Source organism: Salegentibacter lacus, assembly GCF_020164555.1.
GTDB lineage: Bacteria > Bacteroidota > Bacteroidia > Flavobacteriales > Flavobacteriaceae > Salegentibacter > Salegentibacter lacus.
In genome coordinates this window covers 190,389-210,957 of the sequence record NZ_JAIQZB010000004.1, presented here as the reverse complement: position 1 = coordinate 210,957, position 20,569 = coordinate 190,389, and the positions used below count along the sequence as shown (strand labels likewise).

Below are 20,569 nucleotides of genomic sequence, written 5' to 3'. Positions count from 1 at the left end.
ATTAAGAACCGATAAGAAATGGCTTATGAATTTTAAATAGATGAAAAAACAATTATTACTAGCTCTTGTCTTACTTGGTTTTTTTCAAACCAAAGCTCAGGAAACCCAAAAAATTTACCTTTCAGGCAAAAGCTTTGAAGATCCAAAAGAATGGCATTTTAAGGTAAGCGACGGAAGAAAAAGTAACAAATGGAGTAGCATCAAAGTACCTTCCCAATGGGAGGTAGAAGGATTTGGTACTTATACCTACGGTCGTTGGTATAAAGAATTGAACCTGGAGGAGCCCAGTAAAGAGGAAGGCTTTTATAAATATGAGTTTGAAGTTGCCGGGGAAGACGAGGGTAAGACCATTAAAATTGTTTTTGGTGGTGCTATGACCGATACCGAAGTTAAGATCAATGGTGAAGTGGTAGGCCCTAAACACCAGGGAGGTTTTTACCAATTTGAATATGATATTACTGATTTTTTAAAATATGGAGAAGAAAATCTGCTGGAGGTTCACGTATGGAAGCATTCGGCAAATCCTACAGTAAACAATGCTGAACGAAAAGCCGACTGGTGGTTGTTTGGAGGAATTTACAGGCCGGTTTGGTTGGAGGTTTATCCAAATTCTCATATAGATCATTTTGCCGTAGATGCTAAAATGGATGGTTCTTTAACCGCTGAACTGGACTTAAATAATGTACCAAAAAACACTATAGTTGAAGCTACAATTTCCCCTGTAGGCGAACAAATCCAGGAATTTAAAACCTTCAGCTTTCCAATTTCCGAAAACGCTAAAGCAGAAACAATTAAAGCGAAATGGGATAACGTAAAACCCTGGGATCCTGAAGATCCAAACTTGTATAATCTCCATCTTAAACTCGTTCAAAATGGAAAAACCTTACATGAAACTTCAGATCGTATCGGGTTTAGAACACTCGAATTCAGGAAGAAAGATGGTATTTACGTAAATGGCACAAAGATATTGATGAAAGGAGTCAACCGACATAGTCTATGGCCTGAATCGGGTCGCAGCACCAGTAAACGTATTAGTGTAATGGACGTAAACCTTATTAAGGATATGAATATGAACGCCGTTCGTTTTCATTACCCTGCCGATAAGCATTTTATGGAAGTGGCTGATTCTTTAGGACTTTTCGTTTTAAATGAGCTCGCCGGCTGGCAAAATCCCTATGACACTGAAACTGGAAGTCAACTAGTGAAAGAAACCGTAAAAAGGGACGTAAATAGCGCTTCAGTTATTATCTGGGACCAGGGAAATGAAGGAGGCTGGAATTATGAACTGGATTCGGTTTTTCATGATTATGATCCTCAAAAAAGAATAGTCATTCATCCCTGGGCCGATTTTAACGGCTGGGATACCCACCACTACCCCACTTACCAAACCGGGGTGCATCGATTCGGGTCTGGAGAAAATGTCTTTTTTCCTACCGAATTTATGCACGGCACCTACGATAACGGTCACGGTGCTGGTTTAGATGATTTCTGGAATAAATATAAAGAAAGCCCCCTGTTCGCCGGTGGATTTATATGGGATTTTAGTGATAATGCCGTAATAAGAAGCGATTGGGAAGACGAAAGGAAATACGATTCTAAGGGAAATCTCGCAGCCGATGGAATTTTAGGACCGCACCGTCAAAAAGAAGGAAGTTTTTATACCATTAAAGAAGTTTGGGCACCCATTCAGTTTGAACCCCGCTTAATTTCGGAAGCATTTGACGGTTCATTTTTAGTAGAAAACGACTTCCTTTTTAGCAATCTTAATTCTGCCAAGATGAAATACCGGGTAATGAAAGCCCCGGAAGATGTACTTTATAGTGATTCAGAAGCTAACGAGATTGCTTCCGGAGAAATAAGCTTACCAGATGCGGTACCGGGAGAAACACGAAAAATTAAATTTGAGCCTGGTGATAATTTCTTTGAAGGTGACTGGCTGGAAATTACGGCCTGGGATCAACACGAAAGAGAAATTTACACCTGGACCTGGCCTATTCACCGCGCAGATTATTTCGCCGATAAATTTTTACTGGAAGAAGAGAACAGCCAGGCTGCTTCTGCTAAGGAAAATGGAAACAGCATTACCCTTTCTGGAGGTGATGTAAAAGTAAGTTTTGACAAAAATTCTGGTCTAATAACTTCAGTCTCTAACAATGAGGATGAAATTCCTTTTCAAAATGGTCCAAGACCAATAGGAATGAAGGCCGAATTTCAAGACTTCCAAATTAGCAAGGATGACGATAAAGCAATTTTTAAAGCCAATTACGGCGGAGGCATAGAGAGTATTCTTTGGACGATGTACCCAGACGGTCGCTTACATATGCATATGACCGCCCTAACAAATGCAAGAGGAGGCGATGGTTTTGACGGAGCCTTCTATGAGGGAAATATCGATAAATTCGGGATTACTTTCGATTTCCCAGAAGAAGGGGTTGAAGGTTTTAAATGGTTTGGAAAAGGACCATATCGAGTTTGGAAAAACCGAATGAAAGGAACCGAATATTCCATTTGGCAAAAAGATTATAACAACACCATTACCGGTGAAAGTTTTGAGAACCTCGTTTACCCTGAATTCAAAGGATATCACGCCAACTTCCTGGCAGGATTTTTAGATGCCGGTGATAATAGTTTCAGGGTTTTTAGTGAGAATGATAAGATGTTCCTGCGCTTATTCACTCCTGCTGAGCCTGAACATGCGGTTTCCAATGTACACCCCCAGCCAGAATTTCCGGAAGGCGATATTTCATTTATGTATGAAATTCCCGGCATGCGAGCTTTTAAACCGCTGGATCATCAGGGACCAAGCAGTCAGCCCACCAATATCCGCATTAAAAAAGGAGATGACGGAATTACTATGAAATTGTGGTTCGATTTTAGAAAAAATCAGGAATAAAATTAGAAAAAATGAATAGTTTAAAAACCTATTTCCTGCTAGTTTTTGTTTCAGTTATTTTATTGATAGGCTGCAACAATAACGATTCAGAAGAACAAAAACCCAGCGTTTACTTAGTGGGTGATTCCACTGTAAAAAATGGACAGGGTGATGGGGCCGGCGGATTATGGGGCTGGGGCGATTATATAGGTCAGTTCCTCGACATCACCAAAGTAGATGTGGAAAATCATGCTTTAGGAGGCACCAGTAGCCGCACCTTTCAAAGCAAAGGATTATGGCAGCCGGTGAAAGACAGTTTAAAGAAAGGAGATTATGTTTTAATTCAGTTTGGTCATAATGATGCGGGTCCTGTTAATGATGATTTCCGTGCCAGGGGAACTATAGGAGGTGTGGGAGATGAAACAGAAGAAATTGATAATATGCTAACCGGGAAACACGAAATTGTTCATTCCTACGGCTGGTATATCCGGAAATTAATAAAGGATGCCAAAGAGCAAGGAGCCATACCCATTGTGATGTCTCCTATACCAAGGAACAACTGGGAGAACGGAAGTGTACCGCGGAATGACCAATCATATGGTGGTTGGGCACAACAGGTAGCTGAAGAAGAAAATGTGACTTTCATTGACCTGAATGATAAGATGGCAAAAGCTATGGAGCACCAGGGACAGCTAAAAGTTACTGGCAATCTTTTTTACGAGCGTGACCATACACACACCTCTGCCAAAGGAGCTGTACTTGCTGCTTCACTTGTAGTTGAAGGAATAAAAGAAAGTGATAATTCTTTAAAAAACTTTGTTGTTGAAGATCCTCAAATAAGCCTGCCCTCTAAAAGGAACGTCTTCCTTATCGGCGACTCTACAGTTGCCAATAACAACGACGAAGAGGCAGTAGGCTGGGGAGTGCCTATTCAAAAATATTTTGACACTACAAGGGTTAATGTAATCAACAAGGCACGCGGAGGCAGAAGCAGCCGTACCTTTAGGAATGAAGGCTTGTGGGAAGCAGTAAAAGACAGTATTGAGGAAGGCGATTTTGTATTGATGCAGTTTGGCCACAATGACGGCGGGGATGTAATCAAACCTAAACACAGAGCCTCATTAAAAGGAATGAGCGACTCTATACAGGAGGTTCCAAAACCCGATGGCTCAAAGGAAGAAGTTCATACATATGGATGGTATATGAAAAAATACATTAGCGAAGCTAAAGAGCAAGGTGCTACTCCAATTGTATTTAGCCATATTCCCCGCAACAAATGGAATAACGGAAAGGTAGAACGTGTTGATAACACTTATGGAAAATGGGCTAAAGAAGCCGCTAACCAGGAAGATGCGATTTTTATTGACCTAAATGATTCTATCGCTAGAAAATATGAAGAAATGGGGCCTGAGAAAGTAGCTGAATTTTTCCCAAAAGACCATACGCATACCAATATGGAAGGTGCGGAATTGAATGCACTCTTTATAGCCGAATTACTTAAACAAAATAAGAAGATTAATCTAAGGGATTACATATATATTCCAAAGGATATAGAATAATTTTTAACTCACAATATTCATTTAATCTAAAATTAAATTTTCTCATTTCATAATTAACTTAATTAGTATGTTTAATAGTTCAAAACACTAGAAAACTATTTCATATAAAATCCTATAGAGTGTTTTTTATATTATTTCCTATCCCTCCCGGTTTTAAGAGAGGCGTATCGCTTCAATCCTGATTGGAAAGTGAAAGCAGGTGATTTCCCGGTAGCGGAGAAATCATGATTTAATGATAAATCCTGCAGGAGATTACACAACCCTCTGCGTATAATAATGAAGAGGCCTTTCAAAATCGATCGATGAACTTACTACAGGGATCGTTCGGTACTGAAAAAAATCATGCTCCCAAAATAAGTCGAAAACAAAAAGATAATTATAGAGTTCGAAAATATTCGCCAATACTACAGGTCAATTGCGAATGGTAGAAATTGAATTTTATGAACAGATTATTTTAATAATAAAATATCATTATGGCTCTTCAAATCATTCGGAAAAATTAAAGAACAAATATAAAAATTTTATACTACACAAACTTTAAAAAGGAGACAAGGAGAAAAATTGCAGCTTTACAAAAAACAGCAATATGAGCTGATTTCAATTAAAATCTGATGACCTAAAGGAAAACAAAAAAATAAAACATATTTAAAATATATTAACCAAACTCTTTAGTGGTCAGCTCCGTAATTTCTTCCTCTTTTAAACCTTCACTTTGCCTGATTTTTATCTTTCCAGATTTTTCCAATTTCAAAATTGGTGCGTCTCCAGCTTTTTGTGCATCCACATTCTGGAATTTCGCACCTTTTACATCATCAAGAATAATAGCCGGCCGATCTTCTTCTCCCATATAATGCACGTTAACATTTACCATTTCAATATTTTTAACGTGTCTAATAAAAAATCCATAAGAGGGCATCACACCAAATTTAGCAGGTTCAGGATAGGTTTTAATATATTCCGGTACTATTTTCTGGATCTGAGTTCTCGCAGAGTCCAACGGGCGGTACCAAATATCAATATTACTAAAACGAACATCCTCTATGTCGTGACCTGGAATTCCACTAATAATACTTGAAAAATGGGAATCGGCATTATAAACCGTAATATCGCTGATATTGACTCTCCGCAATTTTCCCGGTTCTACACCCTCCGGCCCTCGCATTCTACCTGCCAGCCTGAGGAAAAATGGGGAATTGGTGATATTTCTCATAGTGATATTGTTAATGCTAACATCTTCCAGAAGTCCGCCATCCACGGTTTCCAGTGCAAGGCCACGTGAACGGTCAAAAACACAATTGCTAATGGTAATGTTCTTAAAGCCTCCGTTGGATTCTGTTCCAAATTTAATTCGCCCGGTTGGCCCCTCCTGATCCGGTACCAGGTGTCCTTCTTTTGTCTGGTAAGTACCGTCAATCATGGTTCCCACATCGTAACCAGAGACCTGGCAATTGGTGATGGTTACATTTTCTGTAGCACGAGCAAATCCTAATCCAAAAGAGCTTTTTAAAACAATTGCATCATCATTTGGGGAATTTACGGTGCAGTTTGAAATCCGCACATTCCTGCAGGCGTCTATATCCATTCCGTCACGGTTAGTGTCTATTTTAAGGTTATCTATGGTAAAATTATCCACTCCTGTAGCGAGAATACCAAAGTGTCCACCTTTTATAATTGTAAAATCCTTCAGGATCACATTGGTGCATAGCTTTAAAGCAATAGCTTTATTTCCTCCACCTTTCCACATTAGGTTACCCGCGGGAATTCCTTTTTCATCCCACTTTTCATAATCATAAAAGCCCCTACTCAAATTTTCTCCCTGAATTATTCCAGGACCTGAAATAGTAACATTGTTTAAATTCTCCCCCCAAATAAGGCTATTACGCCAATAGCTGTGTCCAAAATCCTGATATTCATTACCGGCACCTTCCCCAGGATCATCGTATCGTCCACCATCATTTTCTCCTGCTGCTTTTAAAATAGCTCCGGCTCCCAAGTAAAGGTGGATATCATTTTTTAAACGTATGGAATAACTTAAATAGGTCCCTGCCGGGAAATAAACTGTACCTCCGCCAGCTTCAGAAGCCGCTTCTATCGCCTTATTTATAGCTTCTGTATCCAGGTTCTTACCATCTCCCACGGCTCCATAATCCTGGATGTTAAAATCTTTTTCGGTTGCTTTTACTGCAATATTGAAAAAAAGAAACAGGGAAATGCTTAGTATTTTATAGGAATTAATGGTTTTAGGTTGCTTTATCATTGTTCTCTTAATTATAATAATTATCAAATAAATTCTCTTATTCTATTCCATATGGAAAACCTTTTTCAATGGCTTCTCTACTGGGGAATTATCAGGATTTGTTTCCATTATATCACTCATATACTTCCACCATTTTCTAAGAATAGGCTCCTCTGTTAAACTCTCTAGGTTTGCTCCCGGCCTTACTTTCTGTATAGCAAAGAGAATCAAAGTCTCTTCATCCAAAAAGATGCTATAGTCATAAATTCCTCTATCCGAAAGAAGCTTGCTTAACTCAGGCCAGATTTCATTATGACGTTTTTTATATTCTGCCTGAAAACCAGGTAGGAGTTTCATCTTAAATGCTTTGGAATCCATTTTTAGTAAATTCTAATAATTAGTTCTGGTTACTTTTCTACTATTTCCGAATACGTTCTTTCCAGCCAGGTATCCGGCACCGGAACAATAACGATATTCATCGACCGGCCATCTTCTGAAAGCATGGCCGATTGAATCTGTATCTTTGTACCATCCGGTTTAAAGGTCGGGTGAAGATGATCTGCAGCGGTAATTTTGTGACCGGTGGTAAGCATCTTCATTTCACGATTATTTCTATCTATTAGGTACAAGCTTCTTGAGAAGTCATCACCCACAGCCCAGCGACCATCGGGTGAACCGTGGACGTGCCAGAGCCCACTCCCGTCATGGGTTTGTCCTGCAATGGTCATTTCTCTTGTTCTTAAATTTACTATTGCAAGTCCTGTAGGTTTTTCTCGAGTACCAGATGGTCCCCAATTACTTTCCTGCCCGGGATTCTCTGGATTTCTTACCCCCTTACTGCCTGTCACTTCCACCGGAGCTTCCTTCATAACATCTACCTCCCTATGGCCCATAATTGCCAGTGCTACCTCATCTTTCGAAATTATGGCCTCGTGAGTAACCCATTCATAATCGGCTTCAGGATATAAGGGCCGCAGGCCGGTTCCATCTGCCATTACCGTCCAGGTACGCTGTGGAGATTTTCCTCCGGTTTCCCAAGAAAAAACAATCTCACCGGGATTCCAGGTGTTCGCCTGTATATGTCCCACCTGGAAAGGCACAGAAACAACATGTGCAACTTCTCCGGTTTTTACGTTCATTTTACCAATTCCTCCTGGACCCGAGCCCATATTACGCGGGCCAAAATTTTCTTCGACTTTAGTGCCCGACGGCAAATGTCTCGCTGCTTCTTCAGATCCTATTCTAAAATACACCCAGTCCTCATTTGCATCCAGAGCCATATCTCCCCCTGCAGCTATCTCTGGTGGCGTAGTACCAACTACCCGCTCATAAGCTGTAGCTTTCTTCATTTTACCGGCCTCACTATCTGCAAAAAGTTTGGCGAGATCGGTCTCAATTACCTGTAAGGACCTGTTTTCATTATGGTCCTGCCCCTCGTTTTCCAAATTTCGCATAAAATAAAGTTTCATGGATTTTTGAGCAATGTTCAACATTCCTGTATATCCCCCTTCTGAAACCTGTACAAGATCTCCTGTTTGCTCATTTACAGCCATAGCCTCTCCTTTCACCCTGTTAGAGCGAAAGATGAGCCATTCTCCATTTGCCGTCCATTGTGGGTGAGTGGGATAAATTTTCGAATCCCCTTCCTGTTTACTGGTAAGAAATATTAAATCTAACCCCGTAACAGGATCTGTCACTACTTTTCGTTCAGACGGGAAACGTTTACCTATTTGAGCTGAAACTGCTCCGGAAATAAGAAACAATATGGTTGCAACCGCGATTAATCTATCAGATAATTTCATCTTTAAAAATAATATTAGGGAGTTACCTTAAGCTGAAGAGAACTATCATTGATCTCGAATTCCTTGTTTTTTAACATCAGGATCACCTCTGCGCCAGCAAGCATCACAGGTCCATATCCATGAGCTGCAAATTTATTTACCGGGCGGTAAAAATAAAAAGCGGGATCAAAACCCATTCCGGTCCCTACACAGGTACCTTCCACCTGTCCCTGTTCATTCACATTGCTTGCTACAGCATTCCAGGCAAGCAGTGTTGCAGGAGCATAGGCAAGACCGTCTATATAACCTCTATTAATTGCACGGGCCATAGAATAGGCATAAATAGCTGTTGCCGATGTTTCAAGGTAGGTATCATTCCTATCTATTAGCTGGTGCCAGAACCCGGTACCGTGCTGATATTTTGCCAGGCCTTCTACGTGTGCCTGTAATTGAATTAGCACATCCTGATATCCCGGATGATCTTTTGGCAAAACTTCAAGAAGTTCCACCAGGGTCATTACTGCCCAACCATTTGCACGGGCCCAGTGAAATTCTGGATGCACTTCCATTTCCTGCACCCAGCCGTGTATGTATAGACCCTTTTCTTCATTGAACATTCTTTCAGAAAATTGTTTCACCTGCTTCACCGCATCATCAAAATATTTGGTCTCTCCAGTATATGTCCCCATTTGGGCCAGTGCAGGAACGCTCATAAAAAGATCATCAAGCCAAAGTGTGTTATTTTGAGGCCTGTTCCGGGCAAGTGTACCATCTTCAAGACGATATTCTTTTTCACTTATATAAGTAATGAAATTACTGATTAGAGGATCCAAATTGGCATCCAACCCATCCCTTTTAGCCTTGATCATAGAGGCACATAATGCACCGGCATCATCCAGGGCATGAGGATCTAAAATCGAACGAATTGGGGAGTCCTTTACGTCGCTTACCTTATGATTTTCAGCCACTTCTGCAAGAAGTTTCAGGCGTTTATGGGTATATTGGGCATACTTATCATCACCCGTTGCCTGTGTAGCTAAAAGCATTCCCGCATAGGTCACACCCCACTCGTAGCTGGTAAGCCTAAAGGCTCCTGTTTCAAAATCTATATCTCCCTTAAACCTGTTTGTCTCTGTGAGGGCTTTCTTGGTTTTTTTATCGATCATCCCGGATGCTGTATTGTTTTCCAGGAAATCATAAACTCTATCCAGAACTTCTTTAACATCTTCTACTTCATTATCCATATAGGGAGTGGGATAATCTGGCTGCAATAAGTGCAGGGGCGTATTTACATCAGTCACTTGGGCTTTGGATTCAAAACCTAAAAGGCAAAGAATTACAAGTAGGATAGGGAAATTGCTATTGAATGTTTTCATAATATTCGATTTATTAAATGAAGAAAATCCTATAAAAGAACGGTTCTTCATTTTAAGATTAATTTGAAAGTTTCTTTTGTATCTATTCGTTCTCAGATGAATTAATTACTACTTCAACTGTTGCAGAAAGCTGGCGGGCGAGATCTTCAACATAATTCCTGAAGGTTTCAGCATCTTCAAAGCCACCATCCGGCGCCATTTCACCGGCAGCTATGGCATAATAGCTTATTGGATTTCCATTTTCTCTCTTAGTTTTCACCAGATATGAGCTCGTAACCTTCCCTTCTTCCGGAGCTTCTATATATCCATTGTAATCGGCTTTAGGAATAAGCAAAGCCGTACCTAGTGCCCATTCCCGTTCATAGGTTTGATAATCGTGCAGGATAAGGGCGACAAAATCCCCTACCTCAACTTCCTGAAGCGGTTTTTCAATATTAATATTCGAAAGTCCAATAAGAAGAACTTCATCATTCTGCATTCCGCTAACAGAAACCGTATTTTTAAATCCATACATCCCGGCCCAAATAGTAGTAACCTCTTCTGCATTATAAGTATTATCTGCAGCATCCCAGTTATTATATTCAAATTTCATTATAGATTTTAGCGGACCCTCTTCTAGAATTCTAAAGGTAGTTTCTTCAATATTGCTCAGGGTATCATCAACAGTAATTCCCAGCCTTTGAACCTCATTGTCTACAAGCAAAGCAAAGCCTCCCAATCCTACAGAGTTTCCTACCGGAAAAATATCCCGGCCCCAGTCTTCCATCGTATGATAATTATCCTCAACAGCACCAGTATCATTCACACCAACTGTTTCAGGGGAAATATTAGCCGATGTCTTACCAAAAATGTCTTTGGAATTCCTACCATCCAAATAATGCCTGAAACCAACTTTATCATTTTCCCAGGTGGGGCCGTCAGTTTGATATTTTTGGAAACCAAGGTTTTTTGGCATATCTGTAGCTGTAAGCGTTTCTTCTGTTGCAGGGGTTACCGGTTCGTCCACTGATTCCCTCTTTCCAAATCTTACACTGGTGCGGGTGGTATATTGCGGCTCCTCATCTACCCAGTGCAGTTCAAAAGTTTTCCTTTCTTCTGCTGAAAAATTCGCCAGGAAGAACAGCTCATCCCACTCTCCGTCCCAATCAAGATCTGTGAGTTGGGAAGGAATAGTATCTGAAGCGGAAGTAAGTACAGGATATTTTTCATTTTCTGCTTCAAAGATTTTTGCCCTTTCTATAACAACGGCTTTTTCTGAAAGTTCAATGTTGGAAGTATTTATAAGTAGAATCTCTGTTACGACTGACTTTTCCTCCGATTTACAACCGGAAAGGAGAAGTATAAATATTATTATCTGTATTAAAGAAGCTCGTTTTGTCATCATCTTTTTATTTTTAATGAAAAATGGGATCATATTCCTACTTTTTATCCTAATTTTAAATTTACTCTATTGTATTAAATCGAGATTAACCTCTGGGGCATCCTTTGCAAATTCAGCCTCCAAATCATTTTTTAAATTATCAAAAATGTCAGAATTTCCCTCTAAAATATTATGCTTCTCTTCGGGATCATCTTCAATATTGTATAATTCATGAACAGAAGGCTCCTCCAAATATCTGGTCCTAATTAATTTCCAGGGTTTTTGGATGAGACTTTCCTGAAGATGCCCTCTAATATATATTTTGTTTTTCCAGAGTTGATTTTCTCCGGTCAAAACCGGCCACGCATTTTGTCCTTCAATACTTTCCGGTATTTTTTCTACTCCGGCAAGCTCCAGGAAAGTAGGCATAAGATCTGATACCGATATGTATTCCTCCGATGTACCTGATGAGAGATTTCCTTTCCAGCTTATTATTGCGGGTACTCTAATGGCACCTTCATAATTTGAATTCTTCCATTCCCGAAGTGGGAGATTGCTACCCATCTCTGTATGAGGTTCAAATTTCCCATTATATTGATCATCAGGGTACCAGTTCTCCATAGCACCATTATCACTTAAAAAAACGATAACAGTGTTCTCTTCTAAACCTTTCTCTTTTAAAGCTTTGAGCAATTTCCCAATGCTGTGATCCATATGTGCCATAGCAGCCGCATAATCCCGACGTGTAGGATCATCAAAAACGCCGTTATAGGGTTGCTTCCATTTTTCCTCCTCCTGAAGCGGAAAATGAGGCGCGCTGTAGGCAACCTGCATAAAAAAAGGTGTATCGGTTTTTTCCTCCTCCAGCCACTTAATCGCCTCGTTGGTTATAAGATCTGTGGCATGGCCTTCTTCCTCAATGAATTCTTTATTACGGTACCAGCTGGAATCACCATTTTTATACTGGTGAGTGTATTGATCTATTTGTCCGTGTAAAAATCCATAGGAGTAGTCGAAGCCATAAGCCTGCGGACCGCTTTCCGGTTTTAGCCCTAAATGCCATTTACCAAATAATGAGGTTTTATAATTTTTCTCCTTTAATGCCTGGGGCAGCGTAGTAATAGAATCTGGCAGGCTTAACTCACTACGACCACTTATTGGCGCAACAATTCCCATACGGCTTGCAGGTTTCCCTGTTAACAAACTAGCCCGTGATGGGGAACAGGTAGGAGCTGCATAAAAACGCTCCAGCTTAAGCCCATTTTCCGCAAGTGAATCTATTATTGGTGTTTGTATCCTGGACCCGTGGTAGCTAAAGTCATTCCAGCCGGCATCATCTGCAATGATTACCAGAAAGTTTGGTGGAATATTATCCTTTTCGGTTTTATTTTCTTCCTCTTTACAGCTTAAAGAAATTATTGATACTAATACAACGAAGAATGCAGTAAACCTGAACTTTATTTCAGAATAATCTATATTACTAAAGACCTTGGAAAACATACGGACAGGAAGAAATAATACCCATCTCTGAATATTAAAATAATTCATAATTTGTATTTTCACTTTAGTTTTCATTGTACAGCTACATCCCACACTTTAGACAATCGCGATTTCCCCTTTGGTCCCTCAACGTTTAAGATCACCACATACTTTCCCGCTTCCTTATATTGGTGTAAAGGGTTTTGTTCTGTAGAAGTTGCCCCGTCACCAAAATCCCATTTCCAGGAATTGACTTCTCCTTTTGATTCATCAATAAAAGCTACCATACGTCTATTCATATCTACAATATTAAAAGACCATTCTGCTTCAATTGAGTTTTTGAATTTAGCTTCAAGCGGCATTAGCGTAAAAGGTAAACTATAGGAAGCGTTACCGTACATGGTATGTTCTTTAGAGAGGTTCCAAAATCCATTATTCGATTCTTTGTTGGCATCATCATAATCAATAACAGCCCAGGCTAGACTAATAATTTTATTTTCCTTTAAAATGGACTCTATTGCCCGGTCCGGATCATTTCCCGCATAATCAAAAGGTGTTATCCAAAATTCAAGTTTTAATTTTCCACTCTGCCCGGGCTTAAAGTCGTAATTATAAGCTGCATTTGCATAGGGCAACTCTTTGATCCACGGCTGGCTACCCCACACTAATGTCCAGTCCTTTCCTTCTGCAGGAGTAAAAATGTGATAATTTTGTGCGTGCACCCCATGAAATGAAAAGTAAGCCTCCATCTCATCCAAATCTTTATTAGGATGGAACCGGTCTATAAATGGGCCTCCAGATCTATCGGCATCTACTATAAGTTCAAATGTATCATTATGTAAACCGGGAGATGAAAAATCCCAATAGTCATCGTAAGCTTCATAAAGGAAGTATAATCGGTTTAGTCCATTAACCCAACCTACTTTTACTGTAACGTCAAGATTCTCAGGATTTGCACTTGCATGTTTACCGCTGTCATCCCATAGTTGATCCATGCCTATAAAATAATCCTCCGGCACCATTCCCCAATCATCTGAATTACCATCAATTACCGGAATTTTATTTGATGGAAACTGAAAAATTTTAAAAGACCTGTTTTCCTGGCAAACGCTCTCAAAATGAGATACGAAAAACATAAGAGTGAATACACAAAGGAAAATATTTGATCTTTTTGAAGCCATAATTTTAATTTTGAATCAATACTTATTTATACTGAAATTGATAATATTAATTCCCTTTTATTAAAAATTACCTATTACTTTAAACTATAGATTTTTACGTTGTCTATTTCGTGTCTTGATTCAGTTGTTCTAATTCCGAAATAACCTTCTTTATATGGATCGCTATCTTCATAAGAAAACAATTCCTTGCCGTCCAGAAATACCTTTGTAACACCATTATAAATTATGGTCTTAACCCGATAGGTTTTATTTGGTTCCAGCATATATTTCTCTTTCTGAAAATCATGTATAAGATCCTTCTTTCCGGTTCCTGTATATTTCCGGAAGCGCGTAGTAGTATTTCTGTTTCCTCCTATTCCGAAATAGTACAATTCCAAGGAATCATACTCTTCAAAAACGCCCCTGCGGGTAAAAAGATCCTCATTCCCTGGATCACCAGCCATCCAAAACTGGTTAAGATCTGAAAGTCTATCATTTTTACCATTTTCCATCACCACCCTGCGGTGATATTCGATACTAATATTTCCAGATAATTTTTTATCCAGCCATACAGTAGCTCCCCTGTCTACATCAATAACCAGTTTCCCATCTGTAATAGTGGCTTTAGCATCCTCTGAAATCTCTGTTTCTATAATCCAGTTGGAGAGAGTATCTTCAAAATCATCCTCAAAAATAAGCTCATCCCTTTTATAATCGCCCCTGCCACAACCTATGAAAATGAGGGTTGAAAACAGTAAAAAAAACAGCAATGCACACCTTTTCAATATTCTTCTAAGTGTATGTTCAATTAAAAAATTTCGAAGCGTCATATTAATTATTATCCTTAAATCGGGGATGACTTTCTGGTAGATCGTCTCCTATTAATTCCAGTAATTGAATAGCATTTAAACTCCATTGCGCCGTGTTGTTTGTAGAAACCCCCGGAACTTCATAAACAGGTTCCAGGGTTTCATTACCCTCATATTTTTCCATTTTAAAATTGGTAAGAATATTATATTCGCTACGGCCTAAGAAATCTTCCCAAGCCCTTGCTGCATAGTGTTTATCCCCCTTCACTTTTGCATAATAAGCCGGAAGCCGGGCATACCAAGGCCCCGGGTTTCCCAGGCTGGTTCGCACTCCAAATTCCTCTTCAACAATTTCTGAAGAAGCACCATAAATTTTTGCAAATTGTAACCATAACCTATCCCATTGCTGGCTGTCCAGAAGTTGTGTCAGCTCGTATGCGATCTCTGGTCCTCCCATCAAAACAGATAAGTGTGAAGAACCAATATGATCCGTTTGCAACTGGTACATTTTTGCACTTTCCGGGTCATAGCCAAAGGCACCTGCTTTACCGGAAAAAAACCCATACGGCATCTCTGAAAAGCTTTCGACTCCAGTTAAAATTTTGTCCCTGTATTTAGGATCTCCCGTTCGCTCCCACTCTGTCATCCAATTGCCAACAAGAGCAAACCAATCTGGTCCCACTCTGGCATGGGTAGGATATTCGCTTTTATCTAATATAAGACGTAGTGGATCAAGGTCTCCTATGGCTTTATTTGATGCCTCTACAGATTCCCTCATAAGATCTCCAATGCGTTCGTCTGTTGTAAGATAGTAATAGAACCTTCCGGGTGCAGCTTGTGATACCCGCACTTCCTTGGAACCGTCTCCCCAATGCCGCACATTATGCCGGGAGCCCAGACCTGCAAATTTACCAATATGATGTACATCCACCTCCGAGGTATGTCTTGTCATAGCTTCTGCCATTCTAAAAACATCTTCTTTTCCTGTTCGCAAATAATAATACCAAAGCCACATATGTGGCATAAGCTCAGTATTATCCCAGGCGTAGCCGCCAACATCATATTTCCATTCCCGCCTGTCTTCGTCATAAGCATGCATAACATCCCCATAATCCCAGAAGCCGTACCAATCGCGTTGGTAAACCTCCTTTTGATAATATTCAAAAGCACTCTCCAATTGGTCCTCCACCCAGGCTTTTCCAACTGTAGAACGATCAGGTAAACTCCAGATCCCAAATACCGGGATTTTATGAATATATTCCGGTGAAGCGATAAGTAATGGTGGGGTATTTCCTAAACTAGTAATCTCATTAAGTTTATCAAGAGACGGCACTCCCGAAGTGGCAAACAAGAGAATTTCACTGGTTCTAGCAACTCCTTCAGGCGTGCTAAACCCCGGCTGAACATCTTCATAACTAGCCTTTAAAGTATGTCCCCAGGGAATTGTATCGTAATGTCTCATATCCATTGCTGGACCATCTGGAGACCAAAGCCAAGCTTTTATTTGTGCCGTATCTTTCCTCATATTACGCACTTCAAGAGAGGCCGGGTACGACTGCCAGAAATCACGAATGGTAACTGCAAGTCCCCCACTAACATCTCCTGCAAAAGCCATTCCCTCAGATCGATTACTTACTCCTGCATCAATCCAAGCAACTTCACTTCCGGTTCTTTTTTGTATTCGAAATCCTTCTGAATTATCCTGAACGAGCTTAAAATCATTCCATGATGCAAGGTTTTCCACAAGGAATACCTGTTCCTTTGTGAGGTCGCTCTGTTCGGCAATACGTTGGCCTTTAAGTTGCGACTCATACGTATTTTCTTTAGTGGTCGAAAAAGGCACCCGACCTACAAGTGGTTGTGCGGGCTCATCCCAAAAACCACTCTTTTCTCCTGAAAACCGAATGTGACGATTGTAGACCTCTTCATCCATAGGCAAATCAAAAGTAACCCCTAAGCCACGGATAAAATCCTTATCCTGATGACCATCATAAATAATCGTGTGTACTAGCTTAACAGATTGCAAATCTGCATAAAAGTAAAGCCTTACTACAAATGGTAACCAGCTTCTGCTTCCATCCGCTGTAACGTGACGGCCTTCAATCTTTACTACAGCTCTTACCGGCCCATTTTGTTCTAATGTAACTTTAGATATTTCTCCCTTAAACTCCTCTTTTATTGGCTGTTCGCCCAGCTCCTTCTCAGGTCCGTTTTGATTGATGCACACAAGCTGTGCTGCAGAACTAATCACCTCGTTTCCTATTCGCAAGTCAGAAAAAATTTGACTCCCCCTCTTAGGGATCCTGCATTGCAGTACCCCTGTATCTATTTGTATAGAATCTGCATTTTCTTTTACTATCAAATTTGATTTGGTAGTACTTTTAGCACCTCTATCTGTAGACATCAAAGTAAACCCTGAACCATCACCAGTTTCTACTACAGTGGCAAATCCCAGCCATTTCAAAGTGCCATCTGGCCAGTATGCTAAATTCCATGATTGTAAAGGTAATTGGTCACCCTCTTTGTTTATAAGCTCAAACTGATTAATAGATTTAACTTCCCCCTCCGGAAATGGCACACCCCAACTTACCCCGGTAGAAATTTCCGGGCTACTGTCCCCAAGCCATGACAATTCTACTCCCTCCCTATCCTGAGCGGCCATTTGACTAACGGTAAAAAGAAAAATAGCCCCCAAAAATATAGATACTCGGTTCGTTACGAAAATAAAAATATCAAGACCTATCATAGTGTAGTGTTAAGCGCAAAGATTCTTATCGAAAATAAAAACCTCTCATATTTATACTTTATTTTCAAATGAATTCAATTTAAATCCTATAATTAATCAAGATTTGGAGGTAATAAAGGAACCATCATTATATCACTTCCTGTTAACATACTTGAATTAAAAAGCACCCACTTACCGTCTGGACTAATTGAGTGGTGAGAATGTGCTTCCCTTGTAAACGGACTTTTGCTATTGGGTCTGTGTGCAGCAGTTAATAGCGTGACATCACCATCTTCCAGATTAAGGCGATAAAGATTACCATCAAAAGTATCACCAACCGCCCATTTTAAGTCCCTGGTGCCAGCCGCATGCCAATAGCCACCCCGATCCGCCTGGTCGAACTTTTGAACCTCTCCTGTCCTCAAATTATAAGAAAAAATTCCGGTATCATTACTTTTCAAACGTTCCAGATGTGCCATCACATTGAAAAGAATATGATCCGGTCCAGCGAATACTTCGTGAGTAACCCATTCATCGGGCTTCTCATCATAAACCGGCCGGTTATTAACTTTTCCACTTTCATCCACAGATAAATACCACATCCTTTGCGGAGCATCGCCTCCGGTCTCCCAACAATACATAATTTCTCCTGAAACCCAAGGATTTGCTTGTAAATGATTTGCCCTAAAAGGTACTTCTTTAAGCTTCTTTAGATCTCCTGATATTAGGTCAATACTATAGATAGCAGATAAATTATCTGCTAGACGGGCAGCAAAAAATATTCTTTCTTCGTTAATATCCAAGCCAATACCGCCAGATTCTCTAACCCCTTCTGGTAAGGTCGTTACAACCCGTTCATAATCTTCCGGTTTTTTCACTATCCGCTGTTCACTATCTGTCAACAGCTGTTCTAAATTCAGCTCTATTAACTGTTCATCACGAAATAAATAGGCTAAATTTTTTTTCCAGCCCAGGTGAAGATCGCTTCCTGTATCACCAGTTGTCACCTGAACAATTTCATAATCATCCATTGAAATTGCATAAGCATGTTCTCCACGACCATCCTTAGCTGCTCGGTCCGATCGAAAAATTATATATTTTCCATCGGGAGTCCATTGCGGATGAGTCTGATATATTTTAGAGTTATTATGTCGAGAAGTGGTAAGAGCAGTTATATTAACCCCTGTCACCCCATCTTTGATAATAAGATGCTCTGAAGGAAATCGCTGGCCGAAAACATCCTCTCCTGCCATATCGAAAGTGTTATCTACATTGGTCCTGGAAGAATAATCCTTTCCCTCTACAGTTTGAGCAAAGCATTGATAAATGCCCGAAAAAAGAAGGATAACCAAAACTAAAGTTTTTATTATCGAGCCAAATGTATTATCCATTTTATAAACTACATTTTTTGTTATCATGATTATTATTTTAAAGTATAGTAGATACGGGTCTAGCCCACAGAGCATTTTATTAAAAAACGTTTTTCAACTTTACAAAATATATTAACGAGGCAAGTCTCGAAGTATTTACCCTCTTGAATTAAAAAAGGGCGTTGATTAACAACAACCCTTTCTTACAATCCATCTAAACTATATCAAACTAATTCAAAAAATTCTAGTATCCTGGGTTTTGCTCTAAATTAGGATTTGCATCAATAGCAGTTCTAGGAATTGGAAAAATTGTGCGGAAAGGTTCTGACTCTTCCTTAAACTCCCATGCATCAGTAAATTTCCCAAATCTAATTAAGTCTCTTCTTCTCGTCATTTCAAAAGCTAGTTCTCTTCCTCTTTCATCCAAAATATCATCTAATGTAATAGAGGTAAGAGGAGCGGCATCGCTTCTTCTTCTAATATCATTAATCAGCACAAGGGCAGCATCAAGATCCCCTTGTCTTGCGAGTGCTTCTGCTTTAGTAAGAATAACATCTGCATACCTTATAAATGCTACGTCATTACCGGCATTTCCTCCATTTGTGTTAGGATCTAGTTGCCACTTAATCCATTTAATTCCGGCATTCATTGGTTGATTTCTAATTCCAGTGGCAGGAATAATTTCATAAGGAACAGGACCTAAACTAGAAGTTTCGGGATCATATAACTGTGAATTATTGTCTGGAACAATTCGTTCAACCATAACAGTTTCACCGGTTCTAGGATCCTTTAACTCTCCGTGAGAAAGAAACATATCCTTTCTGTCATCTCCCTCTTGATACAATTGCTCAATCGACGGACGGGTGCCAAAACCATTCTGTGGTGTATAAGGCAACCCAAATAGTCCACCACCTATACCTGGCAGAACTTTCTGTACAAATGGCTGTCCAATACCTCCTGGGACATTGGGCGTATAAACGCCTCCAAAAATAAATTCGTTATTTCTTTCATTGTTCGGAGCAAAATTGTCAAAATAATTCGGCAACAAACTATAGGCCCCGGAATTAATTACTTTATTAGCATATTCTATAGCCTCAGCGTTATAAGGTGTGCCAGTATAAACCTCTCCATTAAGGTAAACAGTTGATAATAAAGAGTATACTGCCTCCTTGGTTAATCTGCCATAGTATTCTCCTCCCACGGTCGTGGCTGATGGCAATAATTCCGCGGCTTCTTGAAGTTCGGCTACTACAAAAGCAAAAACTTCACTTCTAGAATTTTGTTGAGGTAAATTATTAGGATCAACTTTTGATTCTAAAAATATGGGAACATTTCCAAACAAATCCATTAGGAAGAAATAAGCATAAGCTCGTAAAGCTTTTAACTCCGCTAGGGGACCATCAATATCTTCCATAGGAGAAGCCTCCAGCGAGGCTATTAATCCATTCGCCTGCCCTACAGTATTAAAAAAGGTGTTATATGTAGTAGTGAAATAAGCGTGGCTAGCATCCCATTCGTGTTCCATTAACTGCTCAGATTCCGCGTTCTGCCACCACCCCTGAATTTTTCCATGAAGAATGACTTGATCAGCAGGCAATTCTAAAACTCGATATTCAATTCCCATACCTGTGATAAGGGCAAAATTCCTATAAACTCCTGACAAAGAAGATAAAACTGCCTCATCACTAGTGTAAAAAGTTTCCGGTGTATAAACTGAATAAACATCCTCATCTAGACCACATCCAACTGGTAAAAATAAGAGTAGTGTCATCACACCAATAATCGCTTTTTTGTAAAAAGTAGATATATATTTTTTCATTTTTTTCATTTTTTATTCAATAT

The 20,569-nt window shown here is 39.8% G+C and carries 13 protein-coding genes; 2 read left to right on the top strand and 11 right to left on the bottom strand.

The window, feature by feature from the left end; genetic code table 11:
- Positions 1-40 precede the first annotated feature (40 nt).
- Positions 41-2,893: a glycoside hydrolase family 2 TIM barrel-domain containing protein gene (locus tag LB465_RS04715; RefSeq protein WP_224467592.1), complete on the top strand. Its 2,853-nt coding sequence runs from the start codon at positions 41-43 to the stop codon at positions 2,891-2,893.
- Between the two features lie 11 nt (positions 2,894-2,904).
- Complete coding sequence (locus LB465_RS04710) at positions 2,905-4,431, top strand: rhamnogalacturonan acetylesterase (RefSeq protein ID WP_224467590.1); 1,527 nt, start codon at positions 2,905-2,907, stop codon at positions 4,429-4,431.
- Positions 4,432-5,086: 655 nt separating this feature from the next.
- Here the strand turns inward: LB465_RS04710 and LB465_RS04705 are convergent.
- From LB465_RS04705 to LB465_RS04655, 11 genes are all read right to left on the bottom strand, one after another.
- Positions 5,087-6,688: a rhamnogalacturonidase gene (locus LB465_RS04705; protein WP_317198420.1), complete on the bottom strand. Its 1,602-nt coding sequence runs from the start codon at positions 6,686-6,688 to the stop codon at positions 5,087-5,089.
- A 42-nt stretch (positions 6,689-6,730) separates the two neighbouring features.
- On the bottom strand, positions 6,731-7,024 hold the full coding sequence (gene rhaM, locus LB465_RS04700) for an L-rhamnose mutarotase (protein WP_237690495.1): 294 nt from the start codon (positions 7,022-7,024) through the stop codon (positions 6,731-6,733).
- Positions 7,025-7,074: 50 nt separating this feature from the next.
- Positions 7,075-8,469: a TolB-like translocation protein gene (locus LB465_RS04695; protein WP_224467585.1), complete on the bottom strand. Its 1,395-nt coding sequence runs from the start codon at positions 8,467-8,469 to the stop codon at positions 7,075-7,077.
- 14 nt (positions 8,470-8,483) lie between these two features.
- A complete protein-coding gene (locus LB465_RS04690; protein ID WP_224467583.1) occupies positions 8,484-9,824 on the bottom strand; it encodes a glycoside hydrolase family 88/105 protein in 1,341 nt (446 codons plus the stop codon).
- A gap of 82 nt (positions 9,825-9,906) precedes the next feature.
- On the bottom strand, positions 9,907-11,208 hold the full coding sequence (locus LB465_RS04685; RefSeq protein WP_224467581.1) for a DUF4861 domain-containing protein: 1,302 nt from the start codon (positions 11,206-11,208) through the stop codon (positions 9,907-9,909).
- A gap of 63 nt (positions 11,209-11,271) precedes the next feature.
- Positions 11,272-12,732, bottom strand: a complete 1,461-nt coding sequence (locus tag LB465_RS04680; RefSeq protein WP_224467579.1) for a sulfatase-like hydrolase/transferase — start codon at positions 12,730-12,732, stop codon at positions 11,272-11,274.
- 23 nt (positions 12,733-12,755) lie between these two features.
- Entirely contained in the window at positions 12,756-13,844 is a 1,089-nt protein-coding gene (locus LB465_RS04675; RefSeq protein ID WP_224467577.1) for a PKD domain-containing protein, read from the bottom strand.
- Between the two features lie 74 nt (positions 13,845-13,918).
- Positions 13,919-14,593, bottom strand: a complete 675-nt coding sequence (locus LB465_RS04670; protein WP_224467575.1) for a DUF6250 domain-containing protein — start codon at positions 14,591-14,593, stop codon at positions 13,919-13,921.
- Between the two features lie 61 nt (positions 14,594-14,654).
- Entirely contained in the window at positions 14,655-17,378 is a 2,724-nt protein-coding gene (locus tag LB465_RS04665; RefSeq protein ID WP_224467573.1) for an exo-rhamnogalacturonan lyase family protein, read from the bottom strand.
- 92 nt (positions 17,379-17,470) lie between these two features.
- Positions 17,471-18,709 (bottom strand): TolB family protein, encoded by a 1,239-nt coding sequence (locus tag LB465_RS04660; RefSeq protein ID WP_224467571.1) that lies wholly within the window; start codon positions 18,707-18,709, stop codon positions 17,471-17,473.
- A gap of 262 nt (positions 18,710-18,971) precedes the next feature.
- Positions 18,972-20,546 carry a RagB/SusD family nutrient uptake outer membrane protein gene (locus LB465_RS04655; RefSeq protein ID WP_224467569.1) on the bottom strand — a complete coding sequence of 525 codons (1,575 nt, stop codon included), beginning with the start codon at positions 20,544-20,546 and terminating at the stop codon, positions 18,972-18,974.
- Between the last annotated feature and the right edge of the window lie 23 nt (positions 20,547-20,569).